Source organism: Anatilimnocola aquadivae (assembly GCF_049819085.1).
GTDB lineage: Bacteria > Planctomycetota > Planctomycetia > Pirellulales > Pirellulaceae > Anatilimnocola.
Window position 1 is genome coordinate 859,025 of record NZ_CP187419.1, and the last position, 25,813, is coordinate 884,837.

At 58.5% G+C, this 25,813-nt stretch carries 19 protein-coding genes; 9 read left to right on the forward strand and 10 right to left on the reverse strand.

What is annotated here, in order from left to right; genetic code table 11:
- Positions 1-382: 382 nt before the first annotated feature.
- Positions 383-1,732, reverse strand: coding sequence for a phosphoglucosamine mutase (gene glmM, locus NA78x_RS03355; protein WP_425617005.1), 1,350 nt, complete (start codon positions 1,730-1,732; stop codon positions 383-385).
- Between the two features lie 512 nt (positions 1,733-2,244).
- On the opposite strand from glmM, the gene NA78x_RS03360 reads away from it, so the two are divergent.
- Positions 2,245-2,589, forward strand: coding sequence for a hypothetical protein (locus tag NA78x_RS03360; protein WP_425617006.1), 345 nt, complete (start codon positions 2,245-2,247; stop codon positions 2,587-2,589).
- 203 nt (positions 2,590-2,792) lie between these two features.
- Here the strand turns inward: NA78x_RS03360 and NA78x_RS03365 are convergent, their stop codons facing one another.
- On the reverse strand, positions 2,793-3,344 hold the full coding sequence (locus NA78x_RS03365; RefSeq protein ID WP_425617007.1) for a hypothetical protein: 552 nt from the start codon (positions 3,342-3,344) through the stop codon (positions 2,793-2,795).
- A gap of 102 nt (positions 3,345-3,446) precedes the next feature.
- Complete coding sequence (locus NA78x_RS03370; RefSeq protein WP_425617008.1) at positions 3,447-4,868, reverse strand: leucine-rich repeat domain-containing protein; 1,422 nt, start codon at positions 4,866-4,868, stop codon at positions 3,447-3,449.
- Between the two features lie 220 nt (positions 4,869-5,088).
- On the opposite strand from NA78x_RS03370, the gene NA78x_RS03375 reads away from it, so the two are divergent.
- The gene (locus tag NA78x_RS03375; RefSeq protein WP_425617009.1) at positions 5,089-6,255 is read left to right on the forward strand and encodes an NADH:flavin oxidoreductase/NADH oxidase; all 1,167 of its coding nucleotides are present in this window, start codon (positions 5,089-5,091) and stop codon (positions 6,253-6,255) included.
- Positions 6,256-6,362: 107 nt separating this feature from the next.
- On the opposite strand, the gene NA78x_RS03380 is transcribed toward NA78x_RS03375, so the two are convergent.
- A complete protein-coding gene (locus NA78x_RS03380) occupies positions 6,363-8,024 on the reverse strand; it encodes an Rne/Rng family ribonuclease (RefSeq protein ID WP_425617010.1) in 1,662 nt (553 codons plus the stop codon).
- A gap of 917 nt (positions 8,025-8,941) precedes the next feature.
- Between NA78x_RS03380 and NA78x_RS03385 the strand changes: the two genes are divergently transcribed.
- Complete coding sequence (locus NA78x_RS03385) at positions 8,942-9,334, forward strand: 4Fe-4S binding protein (RefSeq protein WP_425617011.1); 393 nt, start codon at positions 8,942-8,944, stop codon at positions 9,332-9,334.
- A 59-nt stretch (positions 9,335-9,393) separates the two neighbouring features.
- Here the strand turns inward: NA78x_RS03385 and NA78x_RS03390 are convergent, their stop codons facing one another.
- Genes NA78x_RS03390 through NA78x_RS03400 form a run of 3 tightly spaced genes read right to left on the reverse strand, consistent with a single transcriptional unit; the run spans position 9,394 to position 11,369 of the window.
- Positions 9,394-9,882 (reverse strand): metallophosphoesterase family protein, encoded by a 489-nt coding sequence (locus NA78x_RS03390; protein ID WP_425617012.1) that lies wholly within the window; start codon positions 9,880-9,882, stop codon positions 9,394-9,396.
- The gene (locus tag NA78x_RS03395; protein WP_425617013.1) at positions 9,860-10,096 is read right to left on the reverse strand and encodes a DUF542 domain-containing protein; all 237 of its coding nucleotides are present in this window, start codon (positions 10,094-10,096) and stop codon (positions 9,860-9,862) included. Before NA78x_RS03395 ends, NA78x_RS03390 begins: the two co-directional genes overlap by 23 nt.
- On the reverse strand, positions 10,083-11,369 hold the full coding sequence (locus NA78x_RS03400) for an NAD(P)/FAD-dependent oxidoreductase (RefSeq protein WP_425617014.1): 1,287 nt from the start codon (positions 11,367-11,369) through the stop codon (positions 10,083-10,085). The genes NA78x_RS03395 and NA78x_RS03400 overlap by 14 nt, the downstream gene beginning before the upstream one ends.
- 250 nt (positions 11,370-11,619) lie before the next feature.
- Between NA78x_RS03400 and NA78x_RS03405 the strand changes: the two genes are divergently transcribed.
- Both NA78x_RS03405 and NA78x_RS03410 read left to right on the forward strand, forming a co-directional pair.
- Positions 11,620-15,180, forward strand: a complete 3,561-nt coding sequence (locus NA78x_RS03405; protein ID WP_425617015.1) for a PSD1 and planctomycete cytochrome C domain-containing protein — start codon at positions 11,620-11,622, stop codon at positions 15,178-15,180.
- An 11-nt stretch (positions 15,181-15,191) separates the two neighbouring features.
- Positions 15,192-16,619, forward strand: coding sequence for a DUF1501 domain-containing protein (locus tag NA78x_RS03410; RefSeq protein ID WP_425617016.1), 1,428 nt, complete (start codon positions 15,192-15,194; stop codon positions 16,617-16,619).
- A 20-nt stretch (positions 16,620-16,639) separates the two neighbouring features.
- Here the strand turns inward: NA78x_RS03410 and NA78x_RS03415 are convergent, their stop codons facing one another.
- From NA78x_RS03415 to NA78x_RS03425, 3 genes are all read right to left on the reverse strand, one after another.
- Positions 16,640-17,020 (reverse strand): response regulator, encoded by a 381-nt coding sequence (locus NA78x_RS03415; RefSeq protein WP_425617017.1) that lies wholly within the window; start codon positions 17,018-17,020, stop codon positions 16,640-16,642.
- Between the two features lie 182 nt (positions 17,021-17,202).
- The gene (locus NA78x_RS03420) at positions 17,203-17,688 is read right to left on the reverse strand and encodes a DMT family transporter (protein ID WP_425617018.1); all 486 of its coding nucleotides are present in this window, start codon (positions 17,686-17,688) and stop codon (positions 17,203-17,205) included.
- 98 nt (positions 17,689-17,786) lie between these two features.
- Entirely contained in the window at positions 17,787-20,888 is a 3,102-nt protein-coding gene (locus NA78x_RS03425; RefSeq protein WP_425617019.1) for a response regulator, read from the reverse strand.
- Between the two features lie 339 nt (positions 20,889-21,227).
- Between NA78x_RS03425 and NA78x_RS03430 the strand changes: the two genes are divergently transcribed.
- From NA78x_RS03430 to NA78x_RS03445, 4 genes are all read left to right on the forward strand, one after another.
- Positions 21,228-22,031: a TerC family protein gene (locus NA78x_RS03430; RefSeq protein WP_425617020.1), complete on the forward strand. Its 804-nt coding sequence runs from the start codon at positions 21,228-21,230 to the stop codon at positions 22,029-22,031.
- A gap of 110 nt (positions 22,032-22,141) precedes the next feature.
- A complete protein-coding gene (locus NA78x_RS03435; RefSeq protein ID WP_425617021.1) occupies positions 22,142-24,046 on the forward strand; it encodes an ankyrin repeat domain-containing protein in 1,905 nt (634 codons plus the stop codon).
- A 300-nt stretch (positions 24,047-24,346) separates the two neighbouring features.
- Positions 24,347-25,300 carry a DUF1559 domain-containing protein gene (locus tag NA78x_RS03440; RefSeq protein ID WP_425617022.1) on the forward strand — a complete coding sequence of 318 codons (954 nt, stop codon included), beginning with the start codon at positions 24,347-24,349 and terminating at the stop codon, positions 25,298-25,300.
- Positions 25,301-25,354: 54 nt separating this feature from the next.
- Positions 25,355-25,768 carry a hypothetical protein gene (locus NA78x_RS03445; protein WP_425617023.1) on the forward strand — a complete coding sequence of 138 codons (414 nt, stop codon included), beginning with the start codon at positions 25,355-25,357 and terminating at the stop codon, positions 25,766-25,768.
- The last annotated feature ends 45 nt before the right edge of the window (positions 25,769-25,813 follow it).

The window sequence follows — 25,813 nt, forward strand, 5'->3', positions numbered from 1 at the left end:
AACGACTTCCCTTTTGATAACTTTTCGCGACAAAAAATCATTTCGCCAAATCGCACTTAACATCCCTCTTCCCAAGACCTTCCGAAGTCAAAAAGCCGGTTGTGGGCCCTCCAGGTGATAACCATTTGATAACCACTTTTGGCCCACGTTTTTGGACACTCCCTCGCTTCTTCGCCGTCGAGAATCGCTGCCACTAATGGCGTCGAATCTGCCGTAATAAAACACGAACAATCGCGCATGTAACATCCAGAATTGAAATACATGATAAGCACCCATAGCCAATGTTTATTTTCGTTGTCGTCGTATTGCAGCGTAAATTTCCTACTAATTACTACGGAAATCCATCTGCGCACCCCGTTGAACTGCCCTCAACCAGAAGCCTCTATGTCCGCAAAACCTGCAGCACGCGACTGGCCTCGGTACACAGTTTGGCCGCCGCGGCCGCTTGCGGGGCTTCGGCAATAATCCGCACCAGGGGCTCGGTGTTGCTACCTCGAACGATCAGCCAGCGATCGGGCCAGTCGAGCCTCAGGCCATCGAGCTTGTCCGGTGTGGCATCGGCAAAGTGCTGTTCCAAAGCGGCGAACGCGGCCGGCAGTTGTTCGCTGCTCAGCGGCGTCGTGGTCTTATGAATTTCGTAACGAGGCAGTTCCGCGACCAACTCGCTCGTCTTGCACTTGCGCTCGGCGAGTGCGGCCAGGATCAGCGACATCCCCACAAAGCTGTCGCGCACATAACCCACGCGCGGGTCGATCGGCCCGCCGTTGCCTTCGCCGCCAAAGCCGGCTTGGACGCGAATCATTTCGTCGACCACGTTTGCCTCACCGACGGCCGAACGCGAAAAAGCAGCTCCGTACTTCACAGCCAAATCCTGTGACATCCGGCTGGTCGCACAGTTGGTCACCACCGGCCCCTGCTGCTGACGTAAGACATGGTCGAGGCAAAGCGCCAGCGTCAGCTCTTCGCCGATGTAGCGACCGGTCTCGTCGATAATGGCCAGGCGATCGGCATCGGGATCCTGACAAAAGCCGATATCCGCGCCCGCCGAGACCACTTGTTGCTGCACGCTTTGCAAATTGTCGAGCGTGGGTTCGGGCGGGTGAATGAACTTGCCCGTCGGTTCGCCGCCGAGAATCGTTACGTGACATCCGAGCCGCTGCAACAGCGAACGCCCCAAATGACTGCCGGCTCCTGCGTTACTATCGAGCAGCACCTTGCAGCCCCGCGCGCGAATGGCCGCTTCATCGACCGTGGCGAGCAGCAGTTTCAAATGGGGGCCCGTGGTGTCGGGAAGTGAGCGAATCGAGCCGATCTTCTCGTGATTGGCCCAGGCGAAATGCCCCTGCCGGTAGCGCTCGAGGACCAGACGACCGGCGGCCGCTGGAATCACTCGCCCTTCGTGGCTGAACAGCTTTAAACCGTTATAGGGCAGCGGATTATGGCTGGCCGAGATCTGCACGCCACCGACTGCCTGATAGTGTCGCACCAGCACGCCGAGCGTCGGTGTCGCGGCGACACCCGCATCCCACACATCCTTGCCGCTCGCCGCCAGCGCCGATTGCACCGCCAGCGAAAGCATACTTCCCGTCGTGCGGCCATCTCGGCTGACCACGACAGGGCCTGGCGGCAAAGTGGCCGCGAAGGCAGCCACATACCGGACCGCCAAATCGGGCGTCAGCGTTTCGCCAATCACCCCGCGTAGTCCAGACACACTAATGATTGGCTCAGCCATTCGTTCGCTCCTTCGCCAGCATCAACCCAGAGATTGCCGCAATTGGACAACAGTCAGCCATCGGCAACCAGTACGCCTGGATTGACCGATTTCTGCCTGATTGTCCCGGACCCAGGTTTTTGGACACGAGCGGTTCGCTGGTTTTGCTCCGAAGTGATGAATTGCCAACTACTTGCAGTTCAATGGCACCCCGCGCCACTACGCCTGTTTGTCCATGAACCCTCACCGGCCTCGCTCGTCTCGGCGGAGTGAAAGTCCTCGACAACCGAGTCTCGCGCACAATCAAATCATATCTCAAGGACTTCGTGAATCATTGTCAATAGTATTCTTAGAAAATCCTGGTCGCGGGCTTGCGCTGCGGGTTTCCTGCAGCAACTTCCCTGCGGTTAACCGTGTACCCCAATCGGTGGTTTCGGCTAGAATCTAGTTCGTCGGGCAGGAATGGCGGGCCCGGCTTTTTGTCAGAGTCATCAGTCCAGGTTTGGCAACGGAAGTTGGCCCAGGGAGCAATCATGCGGCAGGTTTTAATGTTTTGGCGGCAGCAACCTCAGGTGAAGCAGCCTGCGGAGTCGATCAGTCAGGAATTGAGCTTTGGCGAGGATGTCGACGGCCTGGTAGACCTGCCCGTGAAAGAAGTGATCGACCGCATCAAGGCCGAGTTCACCGGTGTCGATGAAAAGCCCGGCGTGCTGGTGGGCAAAGGCTCGGCGGGACAGTTCGAAGTCTCGTGGACGTGGCAATTCTTCCGTATCGAAGGCCCGCACATCGGCGAAGACGACCGCCAAAAATTCCTCACCATCGGCCGCGACTTCGGCTGCCAGGCTTACGAGCCCAAGCCCTCATTTCCAATGAAGTAGCGCTCTCCGCTCTTGATGCTACTCCTCTCGCTTTACCGTAGTCCTCTCGCTCCGCCGAGAGGTGCCCTGCTCTCCACCGTAGTCCTCTCGCTCCGCCGAGAGGTGCCCTGCTCTCCACCGTAGTCCTCTCGCTCCGCCGAGAGGTGCCCTGTTCTCCATCGTAGTCCTCTCGCTCCGCCGAGAGGACATCTCTGTCAGTTCTCTCAAGCCGTCAGCAGTCCCCAGACCCAGCGTCGTTCTTTGAACTGATAAGCCTGTCGTCGCTCAAACGGAAACCGCTCGCCGGACGCGTTGACGGCATAGCCCCGCATCGTCAGCACAAATGCATCTCGGCGCGTGATGGCCGCCTTGAAGACGACCGTGGCCTCCTCACCAACCTTGTCCTTGCTACTCTGCGGAATCTTGTGCGTGCGATCTTCCAAGGGCCACGAAGACGAAACCAACTCCACGGGTGCCTCTCCGGCGCGCTCGATTTGTAGTGATTCAATCACCACGGTCTCAAAGGGCTTGCTCGCGTTATGGTAGGTGGCGTCAAACGTCTCCATGACGAGATCGTGCGGCGGCGATTCGTTGTAGATCCAAAAGAACGGCGCATAGACATTCTGCTTGGTCTTGCCGATGTAGAAGTCCGGTGCAAACTGCCCCACTTCGTTGCTGGCCGCTCGATCGAATTCAAACTCGTCGTTGTGGCCAATGACCATGCACCCCGACAAGAGCAAGACACAGCTCAGCAATACGCATTTTGTTCGAACCATGGTGCAGCAGTCCTTTGCCCGCTGGGGCGGCAGATGGTAGCAGGCGAGAACAGAATCAATCAATGCCGATGCCACAGCAATTGAGAAATTCCCGCTGAGCGGCTAATGTAATCCCACGGTGCGCAGTTTGATATCGGGCCGTTTCGCCCAGAATCGCTCGATACTTGCTCGCGTAATCTGCCGTGTCCCGCCAATGCAAAGCACCTTTAGCGCCCCCGATTCTGCCAGGACATCCAAGCCGCAGTCCGTTACTTGGGTTCCTTCAATAATCAGTCGTTGAAGCTTGGGAAGAGTTGAGAGTTGCGGGCAGTGTTGATCGGCCAAGCGCGTGTGCGCCAAGTTCAAGTATTCCAAGCCCTGGCAACTTCCCACGACACGCATTGCCCGCGACGTTAACTCGCATTCCGACAGGCTCAAACTCTTCAATTGAGGCAAGCGAGGGATGAGTTCCACTCCAAAATTCGTGAGGCGGCAGTTCTTCAACGACAGACTTTGCAGCGATTGACGCCGCGTCAGCTTCCGGATGCTGAGATTCGTCACTCTTTTGCCACTGAATGAGGTATCAATCAAACCTGGAAGCTGTGCGAGTAATTGAACTGCATCGTCATCGAGCCTCGTCAAGCCTAGGCGGAGTTGGACTTTGTTAGGGAGCCACTTCAATCCCCGCAGAGCACTCTCGGTAACCGTTGTATTTCCAGTCGCAATCAATTCCAGATCTGCCAGCGAACGAAATGCACCTACTTCCTTCGCGCCTATTATCCCGTTCCAGATCAATATCTGCTTCACTCGCTCGGCCTCAACCAGTTGAGCCAGACTCACGGCTCCGAAGTCTTGCAGGTAAACAACTTCGCACCTTCGCAATGCATCTCGATCGATGGGCTGCCCGTTAAGCCAGAGTACGAGGTCCGCTTTTGGTGACGGTTGCACCTCTGTCTGCCGTTGTTCAACTTCCAGTGCCTGCCTGGCGCACCCGCGAATCCAGAGATCGAGACGATCCCAGGAACACGAATGTCTCGCGGCGTACTCGGGACCACAGTGGATCGGAGCGGTTCGCGAGACGAGTTTGCCTCGACGGAGATTTAGTTCGACGGTTGGCTGGCACGTTTTTCGATTGCAGCAGCAATCGTTGCGACACGGCTGCCGAAGAAAGGTACTAATGATCAAACCGAGGCGGTCAGCGGAAACCGAGCCCGTTGATACCCGAAAGACCACCCGTTCACTGATGGGCTGCTGTTGTCTCCGTGTGTCCGCGGATGGCGTCCGGACCGCTGCGCGAATGTTTGCTTCCAACTCGTTAATCCTCAGCAAGCCAGATTTCGAGCGCCGGGTTCTGGCTGCTCGAAAGTAATTCGTCTCGTCCCAATTACGGCGATCATTTTGGAGCGGCACATGCAGGTAACATTTTGCTTTTGCCAGTTTTGACTGATCTTGAATCCAAGTTCGTACGAGAGGAACGGTTCGATTTCCCACAACAATCCAATCGAGGGAGTAGCGTGTGTCGTCGCTTAATACGGGTTCTGGCACGAACGTGGCTCCCGCCGGCTGGTCGCGAGTTGATGTGTAAATCCTAGCTCTCTGGCGAGTCGGCTTCTATAACGAGAGTTCGTCTGGCTAAGTAAGCGATTGTGCAGATTCGGAAGTTTTCTCTGTAAGACGCTTCTCAGCGGCCCTGTATTGGAAGGGTAGACTGCTGCGTCACGATCAGTGCCCTTATAGAACCGTCACTTAGACACGGATTTTCGTCATGAGTTCATCACAGCCCGCTTCGAGTACCACGTCCAGCAAGCAGCATGGCTGCCCAGCCGACAGCGATCACGACCGGGAAGTTCCGGCGAACGACCTGCTATCGCCGCTGAAGATTCGTGAAGTGACGCTGCGCAATCGAATCGTGATGTCTCCCATGTGCCAGTACAGTGCCAAAGACGGGTTGGCCGACGACTGGCACCTGGTGCATCTCGGCAGTCGTGCCGCGGGTGGCGTGGCGCTGGTAATGGTCGAAGCTACGGCAGTCACCGCTCAAGGGCGGATCTCGCCCGGCGATATGGGCATCTGGAGCGAGCAGCACGTTGAACCGCTCGCTCGTATTGCCCGCTTTGTGAAGTCGCAAGGTGCCGTGCCGGCGATTCAGTTGGCCCACGCGGGGCGCAAAGCCAGTTGCCAGGAACCTTGGCTCGGCGGAGCCAGCTTGAAGACCGTAGCCGAAGGAGGCTGGCCCGTCATCGCGCCGAGTGCCATCCCCTTTCATGATGGTGACCCAACACCGATTGCCCTCGACCGCGCGGGGATCGTAGCCACGATCGAAGACTTTGCCGCCGCAACCCAGCGGGCCCTGCGTGCTGGCTTTGAACTGATTGAGCTTCACGCCGCCCACGGTTATTTGCTGCACGAATTCATGTCGCCGCTGAGCAATCAGCGCACCGATGAATACGGCGGCACCTTGGAGAATCGAATGCGGCTCACGCTGCAAGTTGCCGCGCGGATGCGCGAAATCATTCCGCAGGGCCTGCCGATGTTCGTCCGCATCTCGGCCACCGACTGGGTCGACGGCGGTTGGGACGTCGAGCAGTCCGTCGAGCTCTCGCGCGAACTACTCAAGCTGGGCATCGACCTGATCGATGTCTCGTCCGGCGCACTCGTACCCCATGCCAAGATTCCGGTGGGCCGCGGCTACCAGGTCCCTCTGGCTCAACAAATCAAAGAGCAAGCGGGCATCATGACCGGCGCGGTCGGAATGATCACCGAACCGCAGTACGCCAACGAGATCATCACCAGCGGTGCAGCCGACCTCGTCTTCATCGGCCGCGAACTCCTCCGCGATCCCTACTGGGCTCTCAAAGCCGAACAAGAACTCGGCGGCACACCCAGTTGGCCCACACCCTATGGCTATGCCGTGAAACGGAGAGGGAAATAACTGACCACAGGGCATTTTGATTAGCTGTGGTTCCAAAAAAAGGCCGGAACGAGTAGCTCGTTCCGGCCATGTGCTTTTTTGGATTGCTTGGCGGTGATGCCGGTCGATTACAGCGGTAGGATCACTTCGCGGCCTTCGACGTCGCGCAGTTCCATTTCCAGGTGTTCGGGGAACACGCTGGAGGTGCTGAGAATCTGCACGCTCATGTTGCAGTCGTCTTCGAGGCGAGTGATCTCGCGACGCTTCTTGTTGTTCAAGTAAGCACCGACCGCTTCCGACACCTTCACGGTGACGCGGGCGATCTTCGGCTGCTGGCTGGCGAGCATCAGCATGCGGACCACTTCGATGGCCATGCTCTCGGCGGTCTTCACCACGCCACGACCGGTGCAGCATGGGCAATCGCTGTACACGCTGGTCTTCAGGCTCGGGCGAATGCGCTGACGCGTCATTTCGATCAGGCCGAACGGACTGGTGCGCAGGATCTTGGTGCGGGCACGATCACGACGCATGGCGTCACGCAGCGCGCGTTCGACACCACGACGATGCTTTTCGCGGCGCATGTCGATGAAGTCGTTGACCACGACGCCACCCAGATCCCGCAGCCGAAGCTGACGAGCGATTTCCTTGGCTGCCGAGATGTTCAGCTTGAAAGCACTCGTTTCGGCATCGTCGCCCGTGCGGAAGTTACCGCTGTTGACGTCGATCGCGACGAGAGCTTCGGTTTGATCGATGACGATCGAGCCGCCGCCACGAAGCGGAACCTTTCGCTTGTGAATGCCAGCGATTTCTTCGTCCAGCTTGTACTTGTGAAAGAGTGGTTCGCGGCCGTCGTAGTGACGCAGCCGATCGACGTGGCGCGGCATCACGAGTTGCAGAAACTCTTTGGCTCGCTCGTAGGCGTCGGCCTGGTCGATGTAGATGGCGTCGATATCGGCGGTGAAGATATCGCGGATCGTGCGAATGATCATGTCGCTTTCTTCGTAGATCACGCCCGGGCCGGTCGTCTTCTTCAGCCGGCGAACGATCACCTTCCACAGCCGCAGCAGGTAGGCCATGTCGCGCGAGAGTTCTTTCTTCGCCCGGTCCTGACCGGCGGTGCGGACAATGAAGCCCAGTCCCTTCGGCGGATTGAGTTCCAGCAGGGTATCTCGCAGGCTGCGGCGCAGTTGATCGTCTTCGATCTTGCGCGAGACACCGACGCGGCCGAGAGCCGGCATCAGTACCAGGTAGCGACCAGGAATGCTGATGTAGGTGGAGAGCGTGGGTCCCTTGGTGCCGATGCCTTCCTTGATAACTTGCACCAGCACTTCGTCGCCACGACGAAAGATCTCTTGAATCGGCGGCTTAATGCGGGGACGTCCACCGCGGGGTGGCCGGCGCTGCTGCCGTTGTTGACGCTGTGGCGGACGGCCTCCTTCGCCCTCTTCGTCGGCATCACCATCACCATCGCCGCCGTTGTCATCTTCGCCGGTATCGATATCGGCGTTGCGGCCACCCATCATCGCTTCGGCTGGGTCGAAGCCACCTTGGCGGAAGTATTGCGATTCGACGTCGCTGATGTGCAGAAAGCCGTTACGGCCGACGCCAAAATCGACGAAGGCAGCTTGAATGCTGGGTTCCAAATTGACAATGCGACCGCGGTAGATATTGCCGACGTAGTTATCTGCACTCGCCCGCTCGATATACAACTCTTCGAGTTGGCCATCCTCAATGATGGCAATTCGGCACTCCTCGGGCTGCGAGACATTCACCAACATTTCGCTCTTCATGGACTTGTTTTCTCTCGTGATTTGAAGGCCAGCCCTGGCGCTTCTGCACTTGCAGAGCTGGTCGCAACCAGCGGCAAAGCTCGCGCGCCTGTGCCGGTTCGGCGAACGTCAACCAGGACGTTCCGGCCGAAGTAGCAAGTAACGCTCGTCGAGCACCAGACGCGCAGCGCGGGAGAGTGGCCCGGCGAGGCGCGTGATTCGCGTGCTCGCAGTTTGCAGTGGGCCAAGGGCGCTGCCGCGAGCAGTGTTCGCTCGAGCCATTCAGCTCGCGACGAAGCTCGTCAGGGCAAAAAACAGACGTGTACGCAACGTGTACGAAAGCCCGCGAACGGGCGTCTGCAACGGCAAGTGCTTCAGCCGATGAGTCCAATTTCCAACGACGATCAAGCGCTGTCGATTGTGTCGACCTGGCCGTCGTTGCTCGCGTCATGGGAGGCGCGTAGAGACCCTGCCGAGGGAGGGCCGACCCAAGGGATCGGACATTCAACGTGAATGGCAAGGTTGGCAACATCGTGAGTGAAGAACAGTTCGCTGCATGGCTCTCCAGCTTGTTGCGGCTCTGCTGACAGTCAGCGAGCAGCGCGCACCGCGCCGAGACTATGGGCGGTTATTATGCCGGAAACGAACCCGCTCCGCGACACCAAACCCCGCTGGGGCCATACTTTCTGGCAATTTCTTGAGAGGGTAGAGACGGGAGGCCAGAGTGGCGGAGGGCAGACGCTCTGACCTAAATGCTGCAATCGGAATTGCCAGTTGGCGAGTGACCCGCGCGGGCCTATAATCCCGATAGAGCTGATTGTGAAATTTCTCACAGGTACTTGCGCGGTCGATAGTCGATGCCGCGACAAGTTGGCCAGTGAGCTGTTGAATAGCACCCAAGGCCTTGCCTGGCAAGGATTTCCGCGAAGAGGACCGTTATGGCCAAACAAGGGCCCCGCAAAAAGCTGCCCAAAGAGCTCGCGGTCATCACCGCCGACAATTGCACCGGGTGCGAGTCGTGTCTGGAGGTCTGTCCCGTCGATTGCATCACGCTCATCGAGCTCAATCACGGCGTGAAAGGAAATCAATCCTTCTGCCAGATCGATCTCGAGCGGTGCGTGGGTTGCGAAGTGTGCGTGCACATTCCGGGCAAGAAGACAAACCCGTACGAGCTAAAAGTTTGCCCCTGGGATGCCATCGAAATGGTCCCTACCGAGCAAGTGGCGCTGCACGTCGCCCAATCCGGCGGCCCACCCGAATACATCGTCACCAATTGGGACCGTCTCGTCGGCACCGCCCAGCATCTGGCCGAATTGAAGGCCAGTTCGTAGGCGAGCTACGTTACTCTTTCGTCCCATGAGCATTGCGAATGGGAATGAATGCTCTGCGACTACTCGGGTACTTTGACGAACCGCAGTTCTCCCGTCGACAGATCAAGCGTGGCGACTGTGTATTCATCCGCTCGATGCAGAGCGCCAGGGCAGATGCGGCGAACACCGTCTTGGTCGCGGTCGACTGGAAAATGAAGATGCCCCGTGAGTAAGCAGTCGGGCTTATTGGCGAGCAAGCGGCGGACGTCCATGTGCGTGTGCCCATGCGCAGCTGCGATTCGTTTGCCGCCCAGTTCGACTTCGCCGCCCCAGCCTAACGATATGCCCCCAGCTTCGGCTATGGCTTTGTCTAAGTGGGGCACCATGTCGGCATCATGGTTTCCAAAAGTGAAGTAGCTTGGCAGGATCGCGATCTGCGGAATCATCTCTGGTTCAGAAATATCACCGCAGTGGAACAGTAGTTCTGCTCCCTGATCTTGAAGCATCTGTACGGCAATTCGTGCGCGCTTGAATTCATTATGCGTATCAGAAAGTATTCCGATGATCACACCGAAGTTCCTGGGTTGCGGTGAACGCCGGATTCATTGCGCAGCACAGCTTCGCGCCGACCGCTGCAGGGTTCGCTCCTGCCTGTTGGCAAGCATACTCCAGTGACTTGCCCGGGCAACTATAGTCGATCCCGAATTCTTCAAAAACGGCAATGGAGGCTGGGTGATCGATCACCCAGTCCACCACACTCGCTTCCCAATCAACCTTGCACATGAGCGGTGGCTTGGGCCGCTTTGTAGGCAGCGGTTTCGGCGCGCATCTCGTTCATTGGTTCGACCACATCGTCGACCTTGTCTTCGAACAAGTCGCCGATGAGCAGATCGGTAAGATGCCCCTTGAGGTGCGGATGCTTCTTGACGAAGCGGCCAAAGCTGAAGCCGTCGTAGTATTCGCACACCAGCCGTTTCATTCGTTCCATGCCGGTGATGAACTCGGGGCCCCATTTGCTGAGTTGCGTTTCCGAGGTGTCGCCACTCTTCAAACCTTCCGAGATGCAATCGGCAGCAACCGAACCGGAACGCAGGGCGAGCAACACGCCCGACGAGTAGAGCGGGTCGAGAAAGCCGAAGGCATCGCCGACCAGCACCCAGCCATCGCCGGCAACCTTTTGCGAGCGATAGGTGTATTCCTTGGCGATGCGGAACGGAGCAACGCGTTTGGCATTCGCCAGCCGCGGGATGAGCCCCGGGCACATGGCGACTTGTTCGTTGTAAATCGCTTCCGGGTCCATGCCCTCGCGATTCTTGAACAGGTACTCATGGTCGGCCACGATACCAACGCTGATGACGTTGTCGTGCAGCGGGATATACCAGAACCACCCCTTTTTGCCTTCCGTTTGCATGACGTGAGTGGCACCCTCGTCTTTGCCGGTATCACGGTAGGCGTTTTCCCAGTACGTCCAGAGAGCGGCCTTCTTCAAGTCGTTATCCCACTTGCGCAGACCCAGCCGGCTGATGATCATCGAGCTTTGACCACTGGCATCGACCACGACCTTGCTGCGCACTTCGCGCACGTTGCCAGTCTCGTCTTCGACCTTCACACCCACGGCTCGCTCGCCTTCCCACAGCACGTCAAGCACGCGGACGCCTTCGTGCGTCTCGACACCATGCTCAGCGGCGTTGCGCAGCATCATCAGGTCGAATTCGCTGCGCAGAACCTGCCACGTTTGCGAACATTCGTGTGGCTTGTTGTCGTGAAAGTAAAAGGGCTCGGAGAGTTTGCCTTTGTCGGTGACAAACTGCACGCTGAACTTTTTGACGAAGTGACTCCCCTTCATCTTGTCGAGCATGTTGAGCCGCTTAAGGACCCAATACGTTTCCGGAATCAGCGATTCGCCGATGTGAAACCGGGGAAAGCGTTCCCGCTCGAACAGCTGCACCTTGTGGCCATGCTGGGCGAGGATCGTCGAGCAGGTCGCTCCCGCGGGCCCGCCGCCAATAACCACCACATCCGTAAAGATCGGTTCCGAGGTGTTGCCAGTAACCATGCGAAGGTAACTCCGAGGAGGAGGAAGCGTGGAGGCGACCAAATGTCCTTGTAACGATAGTTGTTTAAACATGTATCGTCAAGAGATTGCTCTCCAGTTGAATTATTGGGGCCAAGGCAAGGGCTTTGTAGCTAGCACTGCTGCTCCCGTGAGGCTGTCAACGCCCACTTACGGCCAACTGTCGCGGTGGTCGGTGAAGTTGGGCGGGGGTAGAATCGAGGAGTTCGTACTCTCCCGCGGAGCTTCCTCGATGACTTGTGATACGTGCCTTCGATACTGCTGGTTGGCCTGTTGCTTGCTGACGCTGGCAGTGCCTGTCGTCGCTGCGGAGCCGGTCGATTTTAACCGGCAGATCCGGCCAATTCTCTCGGGTCACTGTTTCAAGTGCCATGGACCGGATGACAAAACACGCGAGGCCGGCTTGCGGCTCGATGTGCCCGATGCAGCGGCAAAAAAGCTGGAGTCCGGCGAGACAGCTATCGTGCCGGGGCAGCCCACCAAGAGTGAACTGGTGAAGCGGATTCTCACCAGCGATGGCGACCTGCAAATGCCGCCGGCGGCCGCGAACAAGCCACTCTCAGACGAACAGAAAAAACTGCTGCAGACCTGGATCGAGCAGGGAGCCAAGTACGATGCGCACTGGGCCTTCCTCGCACCCAAGCCCGTCACCGTGCCGACCGTCAAACAGACCGATTGGCCACGGAACGAGATCGACAACTTCATTCTCGCCAAGCTCGAAGTTGCCGGGCAACAGCCTTCGCCAGCAGCCGACAAATATACCCTCGTCCGGCGAGCTTATCTCGACTTGATTGGCTTGCCACCCACGCCTGCCGAGGCGGATGCGTTTGCGAACGACAAAGACCCCCGCGCTTATGAGAAGCTGCTCGATCGCTTGCTGCAGTCGCCACACTACGGCGAACGCTGGGCTCGTCGCTGGCTCGATCTGGCGCGCTATGCCGATACCAATGGCTACGAAAAGGATCGTCCCCGCTCCATCTGGCCTTACCGCGATTGGGTCATTAACGCGCTCAATGCCGACATGCCCTTCGATCAATTCACGATCGAGCAGTTGGCAGGCGACATGCTCCCCAACGCCACGCCGCAGCAAAAAATCGCCACCGGTTTTCATCGCAACACGATGATTAATGAAGAAGGGGGCATCGATCCGCAGGAGTTCCGCTTCTACGCGAGCGTCGATCGCATCAACACCACCGCGACCGTTTGGCTCGGCCTCACACTCGGCTGTGCTCAGTGCCACACCCACAAATTCGATCCGATCCCGCATCGCGACTACTACCAAATGATGGCGCTCGTCAACAATGCCGACGAGCCTGAATTCGATGTGCCGCAGGCGGACATCGCGGCGAAACGAGCCGAGATCGAAAAGCAGATTGCAGCGCTCGAAGCGGATCCGCCGTTTGCAGAACCAACTGGCGATCTCAAGTTTGCGACACCACAGGTCATCGAAGCCAAAGCGACCAGTGGCGCGAAGGCAGAAGTGCTGAAGGATGGCTCGGTACTGTTCTCTGGCGAAGCGGCCGCTACCGATACTTACACGCTGGTATTGGCCGGTGACCCCAGCGAAATCAGCGCCCTGCGGATCGAAGCACTCACCGACAAGAGTTTGCCGAGCCAGGGGCCGGGACGCACGCCGCATGGCAACTTTGTCGTGACGGAAGTTGAGGTGCGAGCTGCCGCAGACAATGGCGGCAAAGAGCATCAGCCTCTCAAGTTAGCTTCCGCCACCGCTGATTTCGCCCAAGAGAAATTTCCCGCTGCCGATGTGTTCGATGGCAATTCCAAGACTGGCTGGGCCATCCACGGTCCGGGCGAGTGGAATGTAAACCGCACGGCAACAATCACCTTCGCGGCGCCGCAAAAGTCTTTCGAAGAAGGTCGCTGGGTAGTGACCATTCGTCAGGATTACGGCACCCAGCATACGCTTGGCAAGTTGCGACTCAGTTGGGGAACGAAAGCGAAAGACGAAGGTCCCGACCGGACGAAACCGGACTTAGCTTCACAGCGGGACGTGCAATTTGCCCGGTGGCTGGAACGGAACAAAGAAAAGTCTGCGAACTGGCAAGTGCTCACTCCGGTTGCAGCAAAGAGCGAATTACCGAGTCTGACCATCGAAGCGAACAACACGATTTTTGCCAGCGGTGATTTCAGCAAACGTGATGTGTACGATCTGCAATTCAAAACGAATCTGCCGAAAATCACCGCGATTAAACTCGAAGTCATTCCCGACGATCGTTTGCCGAAGCGGGGTCCAGGGCGCATTGCCTATGAAGGACCGCACGGCGACTTCTGGCTCAGCGAAATCTCGCTGCTGAAGGGAGAGGCCAAGCAGAAGTGGAGGGAGACATCACAGACCTTTGCCAGCGGCAAGAACAACGCGGCCGCGGCCATCGACGGCGATCCGCAGACCGGCTGGTCGATCAACGGCGGTCAAGGACGCGAGCACTCAGCCGTCTTCGTGCTGGCTGAACCGGTGACGCCAGCGGAGACCGTTCACCTTCAACTGCTGTTCGAAAAGTACTACGCGGCTGGTCTGGGCCGGTTTCGCATGTGGGCGACCGATGAAGAAAATCCTGTCGCTAGCGATGTGGCCGCCGAAATCGAACCGCTGCTGCATATCGCTGCGGACAAACGATCGGCCGCCGACCAGCAACGACTGCTGAGCTATTTCCTGGCCACGGTTGCGAAGCCGCAGGTCGATGCACTCAAAAAACAACTGCCAGCTTACCCCACGACGCTCGTGATGAGTGAGCGGCCTGCCGATCATCCGCGCACGACGCACCTTCATCATCGGGGCGAGTACTTGCAGCCGAAGGAAGAAGTGCAGCCTGGGGTACTCTCGCTCGTGGGCGAGCAAGCTGTTGTGCCGAAAGATCGCCTGGCCTTCGCCCGCTGGTTAGTGAATGGCCAGAACCCGTTGACGACGCGCGTGACGGTGAATCGGCAATGGGCGGCACTGTTTGGTCGTGGGCTGGTGAAGAGCACTGACGACTTTGGCTATCAAGGTTCCGCGCCAACCCATCCCGAGTTACTTGATTGGCTGGCGCTCGAGTTGCCCAAGCGAGGCTGGTCCATGAAACAGCTTCACAAGCTGATCATGATGAGTGCCACCTATCAGCAGGCTTCGAATGTCTCGCCGGAAATGACCGCCGCCGATCCTGAGAATCTGCTCCTCGGTCGCTACCCGCGCGGCCGCATCGAAGCGGAACTTATTCGCGACGTGGTGCTGAAGTCGGCGGGGCTGCTCTCGCCAAAACTGGGCGGGCCCAGTGTCTTCCCGCCACAGCCCGCAGGTGTGACTGCCGAAGGAACCTATGGCCCGCTCGCCTGGAACGTGAGCACCGGTGAGGACCGTTTTCGCCGTGGCTTGTACACGTTCTCGAAGCGAACGGCCCCCTATGCCATGTTCCTCACGTTCGATGCCCCTAGCGGCGAAGCCTGCGTGCCTCGGCGCGAGATCAGCAATTCACCGTTGCAGGCACTCACCCTACTGAACGATGCCATGTTCCTGGAAGCGGCCCAGTCACTTGGCACGCAACTGACGAAATTCGATGGCGACACCACCGCGCGAGCCCGCGAGGCGTTTCGTCGTTGCCTCACGCGTCCGCCTAGCGAAGAAGAGTTGCAACTGGTGCTGAAGTTTTATGCCCAGCAGCTACATCGCCTCGCCAGCAAGGAACTAAACGCCGCGACCATCGCGGGCGGCGGTGACGACAACGCGGTGGAACGAGCCGCCTGGACGCTCGTCGCCCGCAGCCTTCTGAACCTCGACGAAACGATCACCAAGAACTAATCGAGAATCCTATGCGTCCTAATCACATTGCTCGCCGGCAGTTTTTGCACGATTGCGGCATTGGTCTCGGCAAGGTGGCACTCGCTTCGTTGCTCGCTGGCGGTGTCGCACGCGGTGCTGACGAAGTGCCAAAGATCGTCAATCCGTTTCCGCCAAAGCAGCCTCACTTTGCCGGTAAGGCCAAGGCGGTGATCCACCTCTTTATGGCCGGTGCGCCGAGCCAACTCGACTTGTTCGATTACAAACCCAAGCTGGCCGAGTACGAAGGAAAATCGATCCCGCCCGAAGTGATCGGCGGGCAACGCTACGCATTCATTCGTTCCGACGCCGCCTGTCTTGGGCCTCGTTTCAAATTTGCCAAGCACGGGCAAAGCGGCGCGGAACTGAGCGAGGTGCTGCCGCATCTGGCGAAGGTTGCCGACAACATCTGCATCGTCAAATCGTGCAAGACCGACCAGTTCAATCACGCGCCGGCTCAGTTGTTTTTCAACACCGGCTTCTCGCAGCCGGGGCGACCTTCGCTCGGGTCATGGGCCCTGTATGGCTTGGGTTCCGAGACCACCGAGTTGCCTGCCTTTGTGGTGATGTCCACTGGCGCGGGGATCAGCGGCGGTGCGGCGAATTGGAATAGCGGCTTCATGCCTTCCGGCTATACGGGCGTCCGCCTGCGGAACCAAGGCGATGCGATTCTGAACGTGAGCAATCCGGCGGGAATCGATGCCGAGGCTCAGCGCGACACGCTCGATCTGGTCGGCAGTTTGAATCGCGAGCGATTGGCCACGCTCAACGATCCCGAGATTGCCACGCGGATTCAATCGTACGAAATGGCGTATCGGCTGCAGACGAGCGCGCCGGATCTACTCAACCTGAAGAGCGAAGATGCCAAGACGCTTGCCCTGTATGGCTGCGACCCCGAGAAGCCTTCCTTCGCACGAGCCTGCTTGCTGGCGCGGCGAATGGTCGAGCGAGGTGTCCGGTTCATCAACATCTACAACGAAGGCTGGGACGCGCATAGCGACGTCACGGGCAATCTCAAAAAGAACTGCGGAGCGACCGATCAAGCTTCGGCCGCGCTCGTGGCCGATCTGCAGCAGCGAGGCTTGCTCGATAGCACCCTGGTCGTGTGGGGCGGCGAATTCGGTCGCACGCCGATGGTCGAAACGAATACGGCCCTTGGTCGCAGCTTGGGACGCGATCACCACCCGCAGGCCTACACCATGTGGTTCGCCGGCGGCGGCATCAAGCCGGGCGTGACGCTCGGCAGCACCGATGACCTGGGCTTTCACGTGGTCGACAAGGCCGCTCACGTTCACGACCTGCAAGCCACCATCCTGCATTGCCTCGGGCTCGATCACGAGCGACTGACCTACCGCTACGCCGGTCGCGATTTCCGCCTGACCGATGTCCACGGCCACGTGATCAAAGAGATGCTCGCTTAGGAAACTCGGGAGAGTTCAGACTACGCCGCGCGTTTGCCGGCGAGTCGCTCGATGGTTTGCACCAGCGGGCCGTAGTGATAGGGCTTGGCTACGAAGCGATCGGCCTGAGCCTGGCGATGTGGAGGGCTGTTGCCGAGCACAATCAGGCCCGTGTGGGGCAGTCGAGTCTCAGCGGCAAAGTCGTTCTGCACGCCATCGTCCACGCTGGGTTGATCGAAGTCGAGCACAATCACATCCGGCCGTTCGGCTCGCGCAATCAGCAGCCCCTCGACCGGCTCTTCGGCTTGCAGAATGCGCAGACCGCGCAACTCGAGGATTGTCGTGAGGACTTCGCGGGCTTCCGACGAAGGCTCCACAAGCAGCACGCTGGGTTGATTCGATTCCGCAGGGCAGGTGTTCACGCGGTAGCTCCGCAGTCGCTAGCAGTATCTTGCCAGCGAGCACATCAAACGTCGAAGGTGGGAACGAGGCTGTGTTCCAACAAACAGGTCCCAAGACCAGCCTCCAGGTTGGAGCGGGAGAATAGCGACGTGCCCGGTGCCTGTCAAAGCCGGTTTACTTGGCAACCGCCTTTCCGCCTTTCTCATTTCGCGTCCCAGACCCATTTCCATTCGGGGGCGGTGAGCAGAAAAATGGCGCAGGCCATCAGCAGCACCGCGAAGATGCGCTGGCCGCTGATGGGTTGCACGGGGACGTTCAGCAGGCCGAAGTGCTCGACGATGATTGATACGGTCAGTTGCCCGGCAATGAAACACATCAGCATTGTCGTAGGGCCGAGCGGTGCCACCAGGTAGATGGAGGCGGTGATAAAGAACACGCCGAGTGTGCCGCCGAGCCACATCCACCACGGACCTGCCTGCAGATTATCTGCCGCCGGGGGCTGGACTTGCTGGAAGTAGTAGAGACCCACGCAAAGTAGCGCGAGGAGGACCGTCCCTGTGAAAAAAGAAAGCAGGGCGGCGTGCAGCACATGATTCACATGCTTGGCCAGCTGTGCATTCACGACGGGCTGCAACCCGATTGCCATGCCGATCAAGATGGCATTCAAAACTAAGGGCCACTTTGCCATGCGCGTTGACTTCTCGATGTACCGACTACGATTGGGGAACGCCAAAGTTAACTGGATCGTGCCGCAGTCGTCGAGGGGCCCTCGGTCGCCGTCGCGGATCAACTGGGCAATTGCAGTTTCCCTTGCACGTACGCCACTAAGATCGGAATAGCTTCTTGTACCTGTTGTTGCAGGCGAGTCCACTTTGCTTCCGCGCCTTCCAGTGAGTGCTTGCTGCCAAGGTTTTCCAGTTCCAGGGCCGTGGCAAAGGGCGCATCGGCTCCGAAGTATCTCAGCGAGCCCTTGATGGTATGGCCGCAGCGATGGAGTAGGTCAAAATTGCTGTCGTCGATCGCGCGCCGCATCTCAGTCGTTCGTTTGGGCCATTCTTCCAGAAAGGCCTCGGCAATTTCACGGAGCAACGCGGCATCGCCGTTGCAAAACTCGAGCGCTACACGCCAGTCGACGACACTGACTGGTTCAGTAGTGGTTGGCGATGCAGCTGGACTGACAGGCGCGACGATGGCGGTTCCTAACACCCGTTCGATCTCGTCGATCAACTGCTTCTGGCGAATGGGCTTCGATACATAGCCATCCATGCCCACTTCCAGGCAGCGCTCGCGATCGCCTTTGAGCGCGTGCGCGGTCACGGCCACGATCGGCAAGTGGCCGCCGGTCTTGGCTTCCTGTTCGCGAATCCGCAAGGCGGTCTGCAGGCCGTCGAGTTCTGGCATCTGAATATCCATCAGCGCCAGATCGAACTTTTCACGCTGCAGCAGGTCGAGAGCTTCGTGACCGTTATTGGCAATCATGGCTTCATGGCCGAGTCGCTCCAAAACTCCGACCGCCAGTCGTTGATTCACCAGGCTGTCTTCGGCAAGCAAGATCCGCAGCGAACGAACCGCCACTGTTGCGGGAGCCTCGACATGGGGCGCAACCACTGGCTCCACGAGGCTACTGACTTCCACATTCATGGCGGCAGCCAGCGCGTCGAACAGTTCGGATTGCTTGATGGGTTTAAACAACCGCTGCTTCACTTCCAAACGCTGGCACTGCGGCGCGATCTCACTCGACTCGTGCGAAAGAAGCAGAATCACGGGCAGCGAAGCGGTGCTAGGGTTAGCCCGCAGTTGTTCGACGAGCGACCAGGCGTTGCCGTCCTCGGGGCGAAGATCGGTCACCACGACATCACAGGCAGGGTGGCCGTTGCTCTCTTCCAGCAACTTGCGACTGGCCTGCGCGGCGTTGTCGAACATGATGGGCTCCATCCGCCAACTTTCCAGCGTGTCGTGCAAGATCCGCCTGCTGGTGGGATGATGATCGACCACGAGGACTCGCGCCCCTTCGAGTCCGCCGATGCGCGGAGCAACTTGGGGTAGCGCTTCACAGGGTTCGAGTTGCAGGGTGAACATGAATTTGCTCCCCTTGCCCAGTTCACTTTCGATGGTGATGCGGCCGTCCAGCAACTCCACAAGGCGCTGCACGATGGTCAGGCCCAGCCCCGTGCCACCAAAATGTCGCGTAGTCGAGGCATCGGCCTGCTCGAACGGTTCGAAGATCAACTTCTGCTTTTCGGCGGCAATGCCAATCCCCGTATCGGCAACGCAGAAGGAGATGGGCACTGTTTCGTCGGAAGGGTTAGCGAGCGAAGTGCCACGGCGAACGCTGACGACGACCTCGCCGCTGTAGGTAAACTTGATCGCATTGCTGACAAGGTTGTTGACGATCTGACGCAACCGGCCGCGGTCGGTCGAGAACCAATCAGGCACATCGGGCGCGATGTCGAGGAGTAATTCCAACTGTTTACCATGTGCTCGCACGGCTAGCGACTTAAGCGCATCTCCTAGGCATTCGCGCAGGTTCGTAGGTTGCAAATCGAGTTGCACATGCCCCGATTCGACTTTCGAGAAGTCGAGCACATCGTTGATGACCGACAGCAGGCCTTCGCCCGATTGCAGCACCAGTTGCAAGTATTCGCGCTGCTGAGATTCGAGCGGCGTGTTGAGCACTAGTTCTGTCAGGCCGATGACCGCATTCATTGGCGTGCGAACTTCGTGACTCATGTTCGCCAGGAATTGGCTCTTGGCGCGACTGGCCTGATCGGCCAGTTCTTTGGCCAGTTTCAAATCGCGTTCTGTCTGCTTTTGGCTCGTGATATCGAGCGCGAAGCAGATGCACTCTTGTTTCGCATGGCTGAGCATCGTGACGCCAATCAGCACGGGCACACGGTGCCCTGCTTTATGAAAGAACTCTTTCTCCCAAGAGGGGCAATCTTCGTGCTCGAGCAGCGTAGCCATCGCGCGCTCATCGCCGGCGCGAAACTCCGGCGGCGTCAGTTGATCCCAGCGGAGCTGGCCTTTGTCCAGTTCCTCGCGCGTGTAGCCGAGCATGGCGAGAAAGGCGTCGTTGGCTTCCAGCACGTGGCCAGCGAAGTCGGCGACGATGACGCCCATGATGCTTGACTGCACCAGTTTGCGCAGCTTGGCGTCACTGGCGCGCAGTTGCTCCTCGGCACGCATGCGCTGGGTAACATCCCAAAACATGCCTTGCACGCCGGCGATACGTCCCTCGGCATCGCGAACGGGAGCCTTCAGCACTTGCATGTAGAGCCGCTCGCCGTTTGGGCCGACATACTCTTCGACCAGTTCCAGCGATTCGCCCGTTTCGAAGACCTTCAGGTCGTCCTGATGGTACTTTTGGGCTTGCGACTCGGGATAAAAGTCGAAGTCGGTCTTGCCGAGAATCTGCTCGCGCGACATGCGCAAGGTATCGCAAAAACGTTGATTGCAATCGATAAACGCGCCGGCCAGATCCTTGCGAATCACGTTCAGCGGCAAGCATTCATTCAGCGATTGATAAAGAGCGATTGTTTCGCGCAGACGCTGCTCGGCTTGTTCGCGCTGGTGGATCTGATGCTGCAGCTCTTCGGGGCTGCGTTGCTTCATGAGCTTGGGAACGACCACGAGCAGGGTGATGAGCGTGGCCCACGAGAGAGCCGTCATCACCAGCCCCATGATCGAAGCGACACTGGTGCCATGCAGCCAGGGAGCGGCTTGCACCAGGTGCAACAAGCCCGCCGAGAAGAGCAGCACCACCAGCAGCCAATACAGACTGCTCATCTTGAGTCGATTGCTGAAGACCAGATAGAGAGCGAAGACCGGGATGGTAAGAAGGGCCACGCCCGTTGCCAGATCGGCCAGCTGTTGCATGATCGCCGGCATAACGCGTCTTCCGTAGTGAGAGGAACTCGACGCGTTGCCAATTCGGCCCGTCGCGTCTGACCACCGTAACAGAAGTCTCTGCGGTAGTGAATTTACTCCTGCAATTGGGGGATAGCAAGAAACATTGAAAAGGTAGCACGAAAATGCCATTTTCCTGGCGAATCCATGCCACGAGGGACGCGTCTGTGCCACGAAAAGTGATAGCATCTCGCGGGGTCGACGAGGCGCTTCAGCGATTCGCCGCACTGGCAGTGAAGGGCCGCGCGTGCCATATTGGGCGGGCCAGTCGCGCGCGGAGCGGCACTGCAAAAACCACTCTAGCTTGATAGACACCTCGATATGGTTACTGATGCAATTGCCCTGCTGGCCCTGGTCGCGATGGAAATCGTCCTGGGCATCGACAATATCGTCTTCATCTCGGTCGTCACCGCGAGGCTGCCAGAGTCGCAGCAGAAGCAAGCTCGCAATATTGGTCTCGCGCTGGCGATGATCATGCGCATCGGTCTGCTGCTGACCATCACTTGGATCATGCAGCTGACGCAGCCTGCGTTCCACTGGACCGACTTGCACATTCCCATCGAGTGGCTTCCGGGCGACCATCACGAAGAGATCAACAATGTCACTTGGAAAGATCTCATCTTGCTGGCCGGTGGCCTGTTCTTGATTCGCAGCAGCGTGCTCGAAATCCATCACAAGGTGGAAGGGATTCACGAGGAGACGACCGACGCCAAGAAGGCCTCGTTCAACTCGATCATCGGGCAGATCATTCTGCTCGACATCATCTTCTCGCTCGACTCGGTCATCACTGCCGTGGGCATGGTGAAGAACATTTGGGTCATGGTTGCCGCCGTCGTGATTGCGGTGATCGTGATGATGATCTTTGCTGGCCACGTGGCTCGCTTCGTCGAGCGACATCCTACGGTCAAGATGCTCGCCCTCAGCTTTTTGTTGCTCATCGGCGTGATGCTGCTGGCCGAAGGCGTGGGCACGCACATCGACAAGGGCTACATCTACTTCGCGATGGCTTTCTCGCTGGGTGTGGAAGCGCTCAACCTGCGGGCCAGTGGCAAAGCAGCCCGGCGCAAGCAACTGGCCGCAGCTGCACTGGCAGAAGTAGGCAAGGAACCGAAGCCCAAGCATTAGCGAACGAAAGTGGCGGGCCTGTAACATCGGGGAGTCTTTCACGCTGAGCATAATCTCCTCTCTACTCTCATCGAAGTCCGGTCGACATCGCTCATCCTGCCAGGTGATTCATGCTTCGCGGTTGCTTGTTTGCTTTGCTGCTGTACGCCGGAATTGCGGTCGGCTACTTCTTTTGGCTCGATACGGTTTTCGATCGCCCCGGCAGCTACTACGGCGCTGCGGCGCTGGGCTTTGTCGTCTTCTGTTGTCTGGGCGCACTGATGAACGCGCGCACGGCGTGGAAAGATTGGTCGCTGGCAAGCTATGCACGGCACCAGTTTCCGCCGCGCGACGGCCAACTGTTCGCCGCGGCAGGTCCCATTCAGCCAATCAATCAGCCGTTGCTGGCTCCCTTCAGCAATACGCCTTGCTGCCTGTGCGAATACGACCTGTCGACAGCCCAGCCCTCGACCGATTCGAGTGAAGGCAAGCCCGGCTCCGACCTGGCCGGCTTCCTGATGGTTCCTTCTGAAATTCAAACCGGCACCGGCAGCATCAAGTTGCTCGGCTTTCCGATTCTCGAAGAGGGCGAGTCCTACACGCTGCGCAGCTACACCGCGGCTCGTCGCGCTCGTGACTTTGTCACCCGCACGCAGTTTGAAGACATCAGCGGCCTGCGGTTGCTCAATGCGTTTGGTGCCATCGAAGATGCCTGGACCGATGACGACGGCAGCGTTGAGAAAAACCTGCAGCTCAAGAAGGTCGATCCGCAAAAACTGTTTCCCGACGACCTGGAAGCTGTCTGGCAAGAGATTCACGGCGAGAAAGCCGCTGAAGATCCCGCGACGGGCATCAGCAACGGCGACCTGGCCGACGAAGAAGATGAGCTGGAACGCCAGCAACTGGAAGACAAAGACTTCGAAGACGAAAACCTCGAAGACCACGACCTCGACGACGAAGAGGATGACCTGGACGATGAGGAAGATGACGACGACGAAAGCGGCGTTAGCACGCCGATTCCTAACATTCCTCTTCCCACGCTCAAAGAAAATCGCGTCTCGCCCGGTGACCAAGTGGTGGTGATTGGCAAGTTCGACGAAATGCGGCGAGGCATCTTGCCGGTCGGCAGCGGCATGAAAGCCATCCGCCTGATTCGCGGCGACGTCGATACGCTCGAACGCAAAGCGCGCAGTTCCCTTTGGAGTCACCTCTTCGGCGGTCTGTTGTTTTTGGTCATCGCTCACGCGGCGACTTGCCTCGTGATGTACCTGTACCTCAACAGCGAAAGCCAGGTGCGCAAGTTCAGTTCGCAGGCTTTTGAAGCGGTGGAACAAGGGGATGTTGCCAGGCTCCAGAAGATGCAAACCCGCAAGACGCTCGACCTCAACGCGCGGCGCGTCAATGTTTATAATCGCACGCTGTTGATGTTCGCCAAAGATGCCGCCACCGCGCAATGGCTCATCGATCAGAAGGTGCCGCTCAACGAAGTGGATGACGAAGGCAACACGGCCCTGAGTTTGGCTGTGTCCCAAGGCCACGCCGATGTGGCCAAAGCACTGATCGCCGCGAAGGCCGACCTGAACCTTGGCGGCAAGTCGGGCGAGACTCCGCTCATCACGGCCGATAAGCGAAGTGATGGTACTTCGCTGGAACTTGCCAAGTTGCTTCGCGAAGCAGGTGCCAAGGATTACATCGTCAACGAACAGAACGGGCAGCCGTTGCCAGCCGATGGCGGCGAACAGATGGCAGCCATCAACGCCTACCTTCAAGCCCTGCGCGATCACGACGCGCCGGCTCTTTACAGCCTGATGACCTTCGGCGGCAGTGGCGATGTTTCGGCCGAGATTTGGGACAACTGGAACCTGACCATTCCGAAAAAAGTGGAAAGCTTCAGTGGTTACACGACCGACGAGGCCGCGACGGTAATCGTGCTCGGCACGTGGGGCGATAACGACTCGCCGTCGAAATCGACATTTAATCTCGTGCGCGTGAACGGTCAGTGGAAGATCGCGCGCAACGAGATCGCCATTAATTGATCCGCTGCCAGCTGCGCCAATCTGTCGCAGTGCTTGCCTGAGAATCGTTGCGGCGACAATGCAGCTACGGACAGCAGGATGCCCTTCGGAGGCAGCACCATTCCTTAAGGGTGTTTCCACGTACGTAAGCGACGACTGGGTAACCGTGAGCGCGCCAAAACTACTGTTGCGCTTACCCGCATTCGTCCGAACGGTTCGCACGAATTCCTTGAACTTCACCCGAGAATTTTTAGGATACGGGTACCTGCTCTCGTCTGCCACTTTTCTCCCTAGTCTCCTCTCTGGCATTGGACGTTCATCATGCGTGTTGCTGCGCACCGGCAAAATCGTTGGCATCGTTTGCGACCAGCGTTTACGCTCGTCGAACTCTTGGTCGTGATTGCCATTATCGGCGTCTTGGTCGCCCTGTTGCTCCCCGCGGTACAGGCCGCGCGCGAAGCGGCTCGCCGGATGAAGTGCAGCAACAATCTCAAGCAGCTTTCCTTGGGCCTGCACAATTTCCACGACACCAACAATTCGTTTCCCAAGTACACCAGCGGGAGCGTGGGTTATCCGTCGTTCATTCTCCCGTATGTCGAACAGCGCGCACTGGGCGATCAGGTCTTGCCGACGGCAGGTGCCTATAACGCTGGTCAAAACGCCAATCGCGTGATGGGACAAACCAAGCTGGTGATGTTGCTCTGCCCTAGTTTCACCAGCGAGCGATCGGCCAGCACGATCGACAACATCACGAATGTGGGCAATGCCTACACCACTCACTACGTCGGCTGCATGGGACCGATCGGCAATTTGCCGAACACCACCACGCCCTACGATGTGAGCACCGTGGGCATGGCGCAAGGCGGCATTGCCGCGACGGGCATGATGTCTCCTGTACCGGCGATGCAGACCGCTTCGACGGCTCCGGTTCCCGTTGGCCTGCGACTGGCCGATGTCACCGACGGAACCAGCAACACCATCATGCTGATGGAAATGGCTTGGAAGGGAATGGAGAGCGGCTTGCGAGCTTGGCCTCGTGGTTACGTCTGGAACAGCGACTGTACCACGATGAAGAACGTGCAGAATGCCATGCGTAAGGTGAACTACAGCAGCGCCAACTTTAACAACATCAGCATCGGTGCCATGCATCCTGCTGGTTGTAACATTGCGATGGGCGATGGCAGTGTGCGGTTTATCACCGAGAGCATTGACCTGAACAAGATCCTGCTGCCGCTGGCCAGCCGCAATGGCGGTGAAGTGGTTGGCGATTTCTAAGCGTGACCACTTCGTTCGAGTCGCCCGTCGAAATCTCGCTGCAAGGAACCTGCGATGCTCGCGCCACGTATTTGCTCTGCTTCGCTGTTGGCTCTGGTCGCTGCTGTGGCCTTGGCCGGTTGCAACACGGCCAGCGGCCCTCCGTCGTACACACTGACGGGTGATATCACCTTCGACAATCAACCCATTCCGAAGGGCCAGATTGTCTTCACTCCCGATAGCAGCCAGGGCAACTCGGGGCCGCAAGGCGTGGCGACGATTCAAGGGGGCAAGTTCGATACTTCGAAGGACGGCGGCAGTGGCATCGGCGGTGGACCGACGCGCGTGCGCGTTACGGGTCAGGCCGAAGACGGCAAACTGCTGTGCGAATATGAGTACTCCGTCGAGTTGCCTAAACAGAGTTCTACGCTGGAGATCAAAGTCCCCGCCTCGGCCGCCAATCGTAAGCCGCCCACTCCAGAGATCTAGTCGCCTCCCCTGCGCATCGCGGGGGCCTGCTGGCTGCCAATTGCC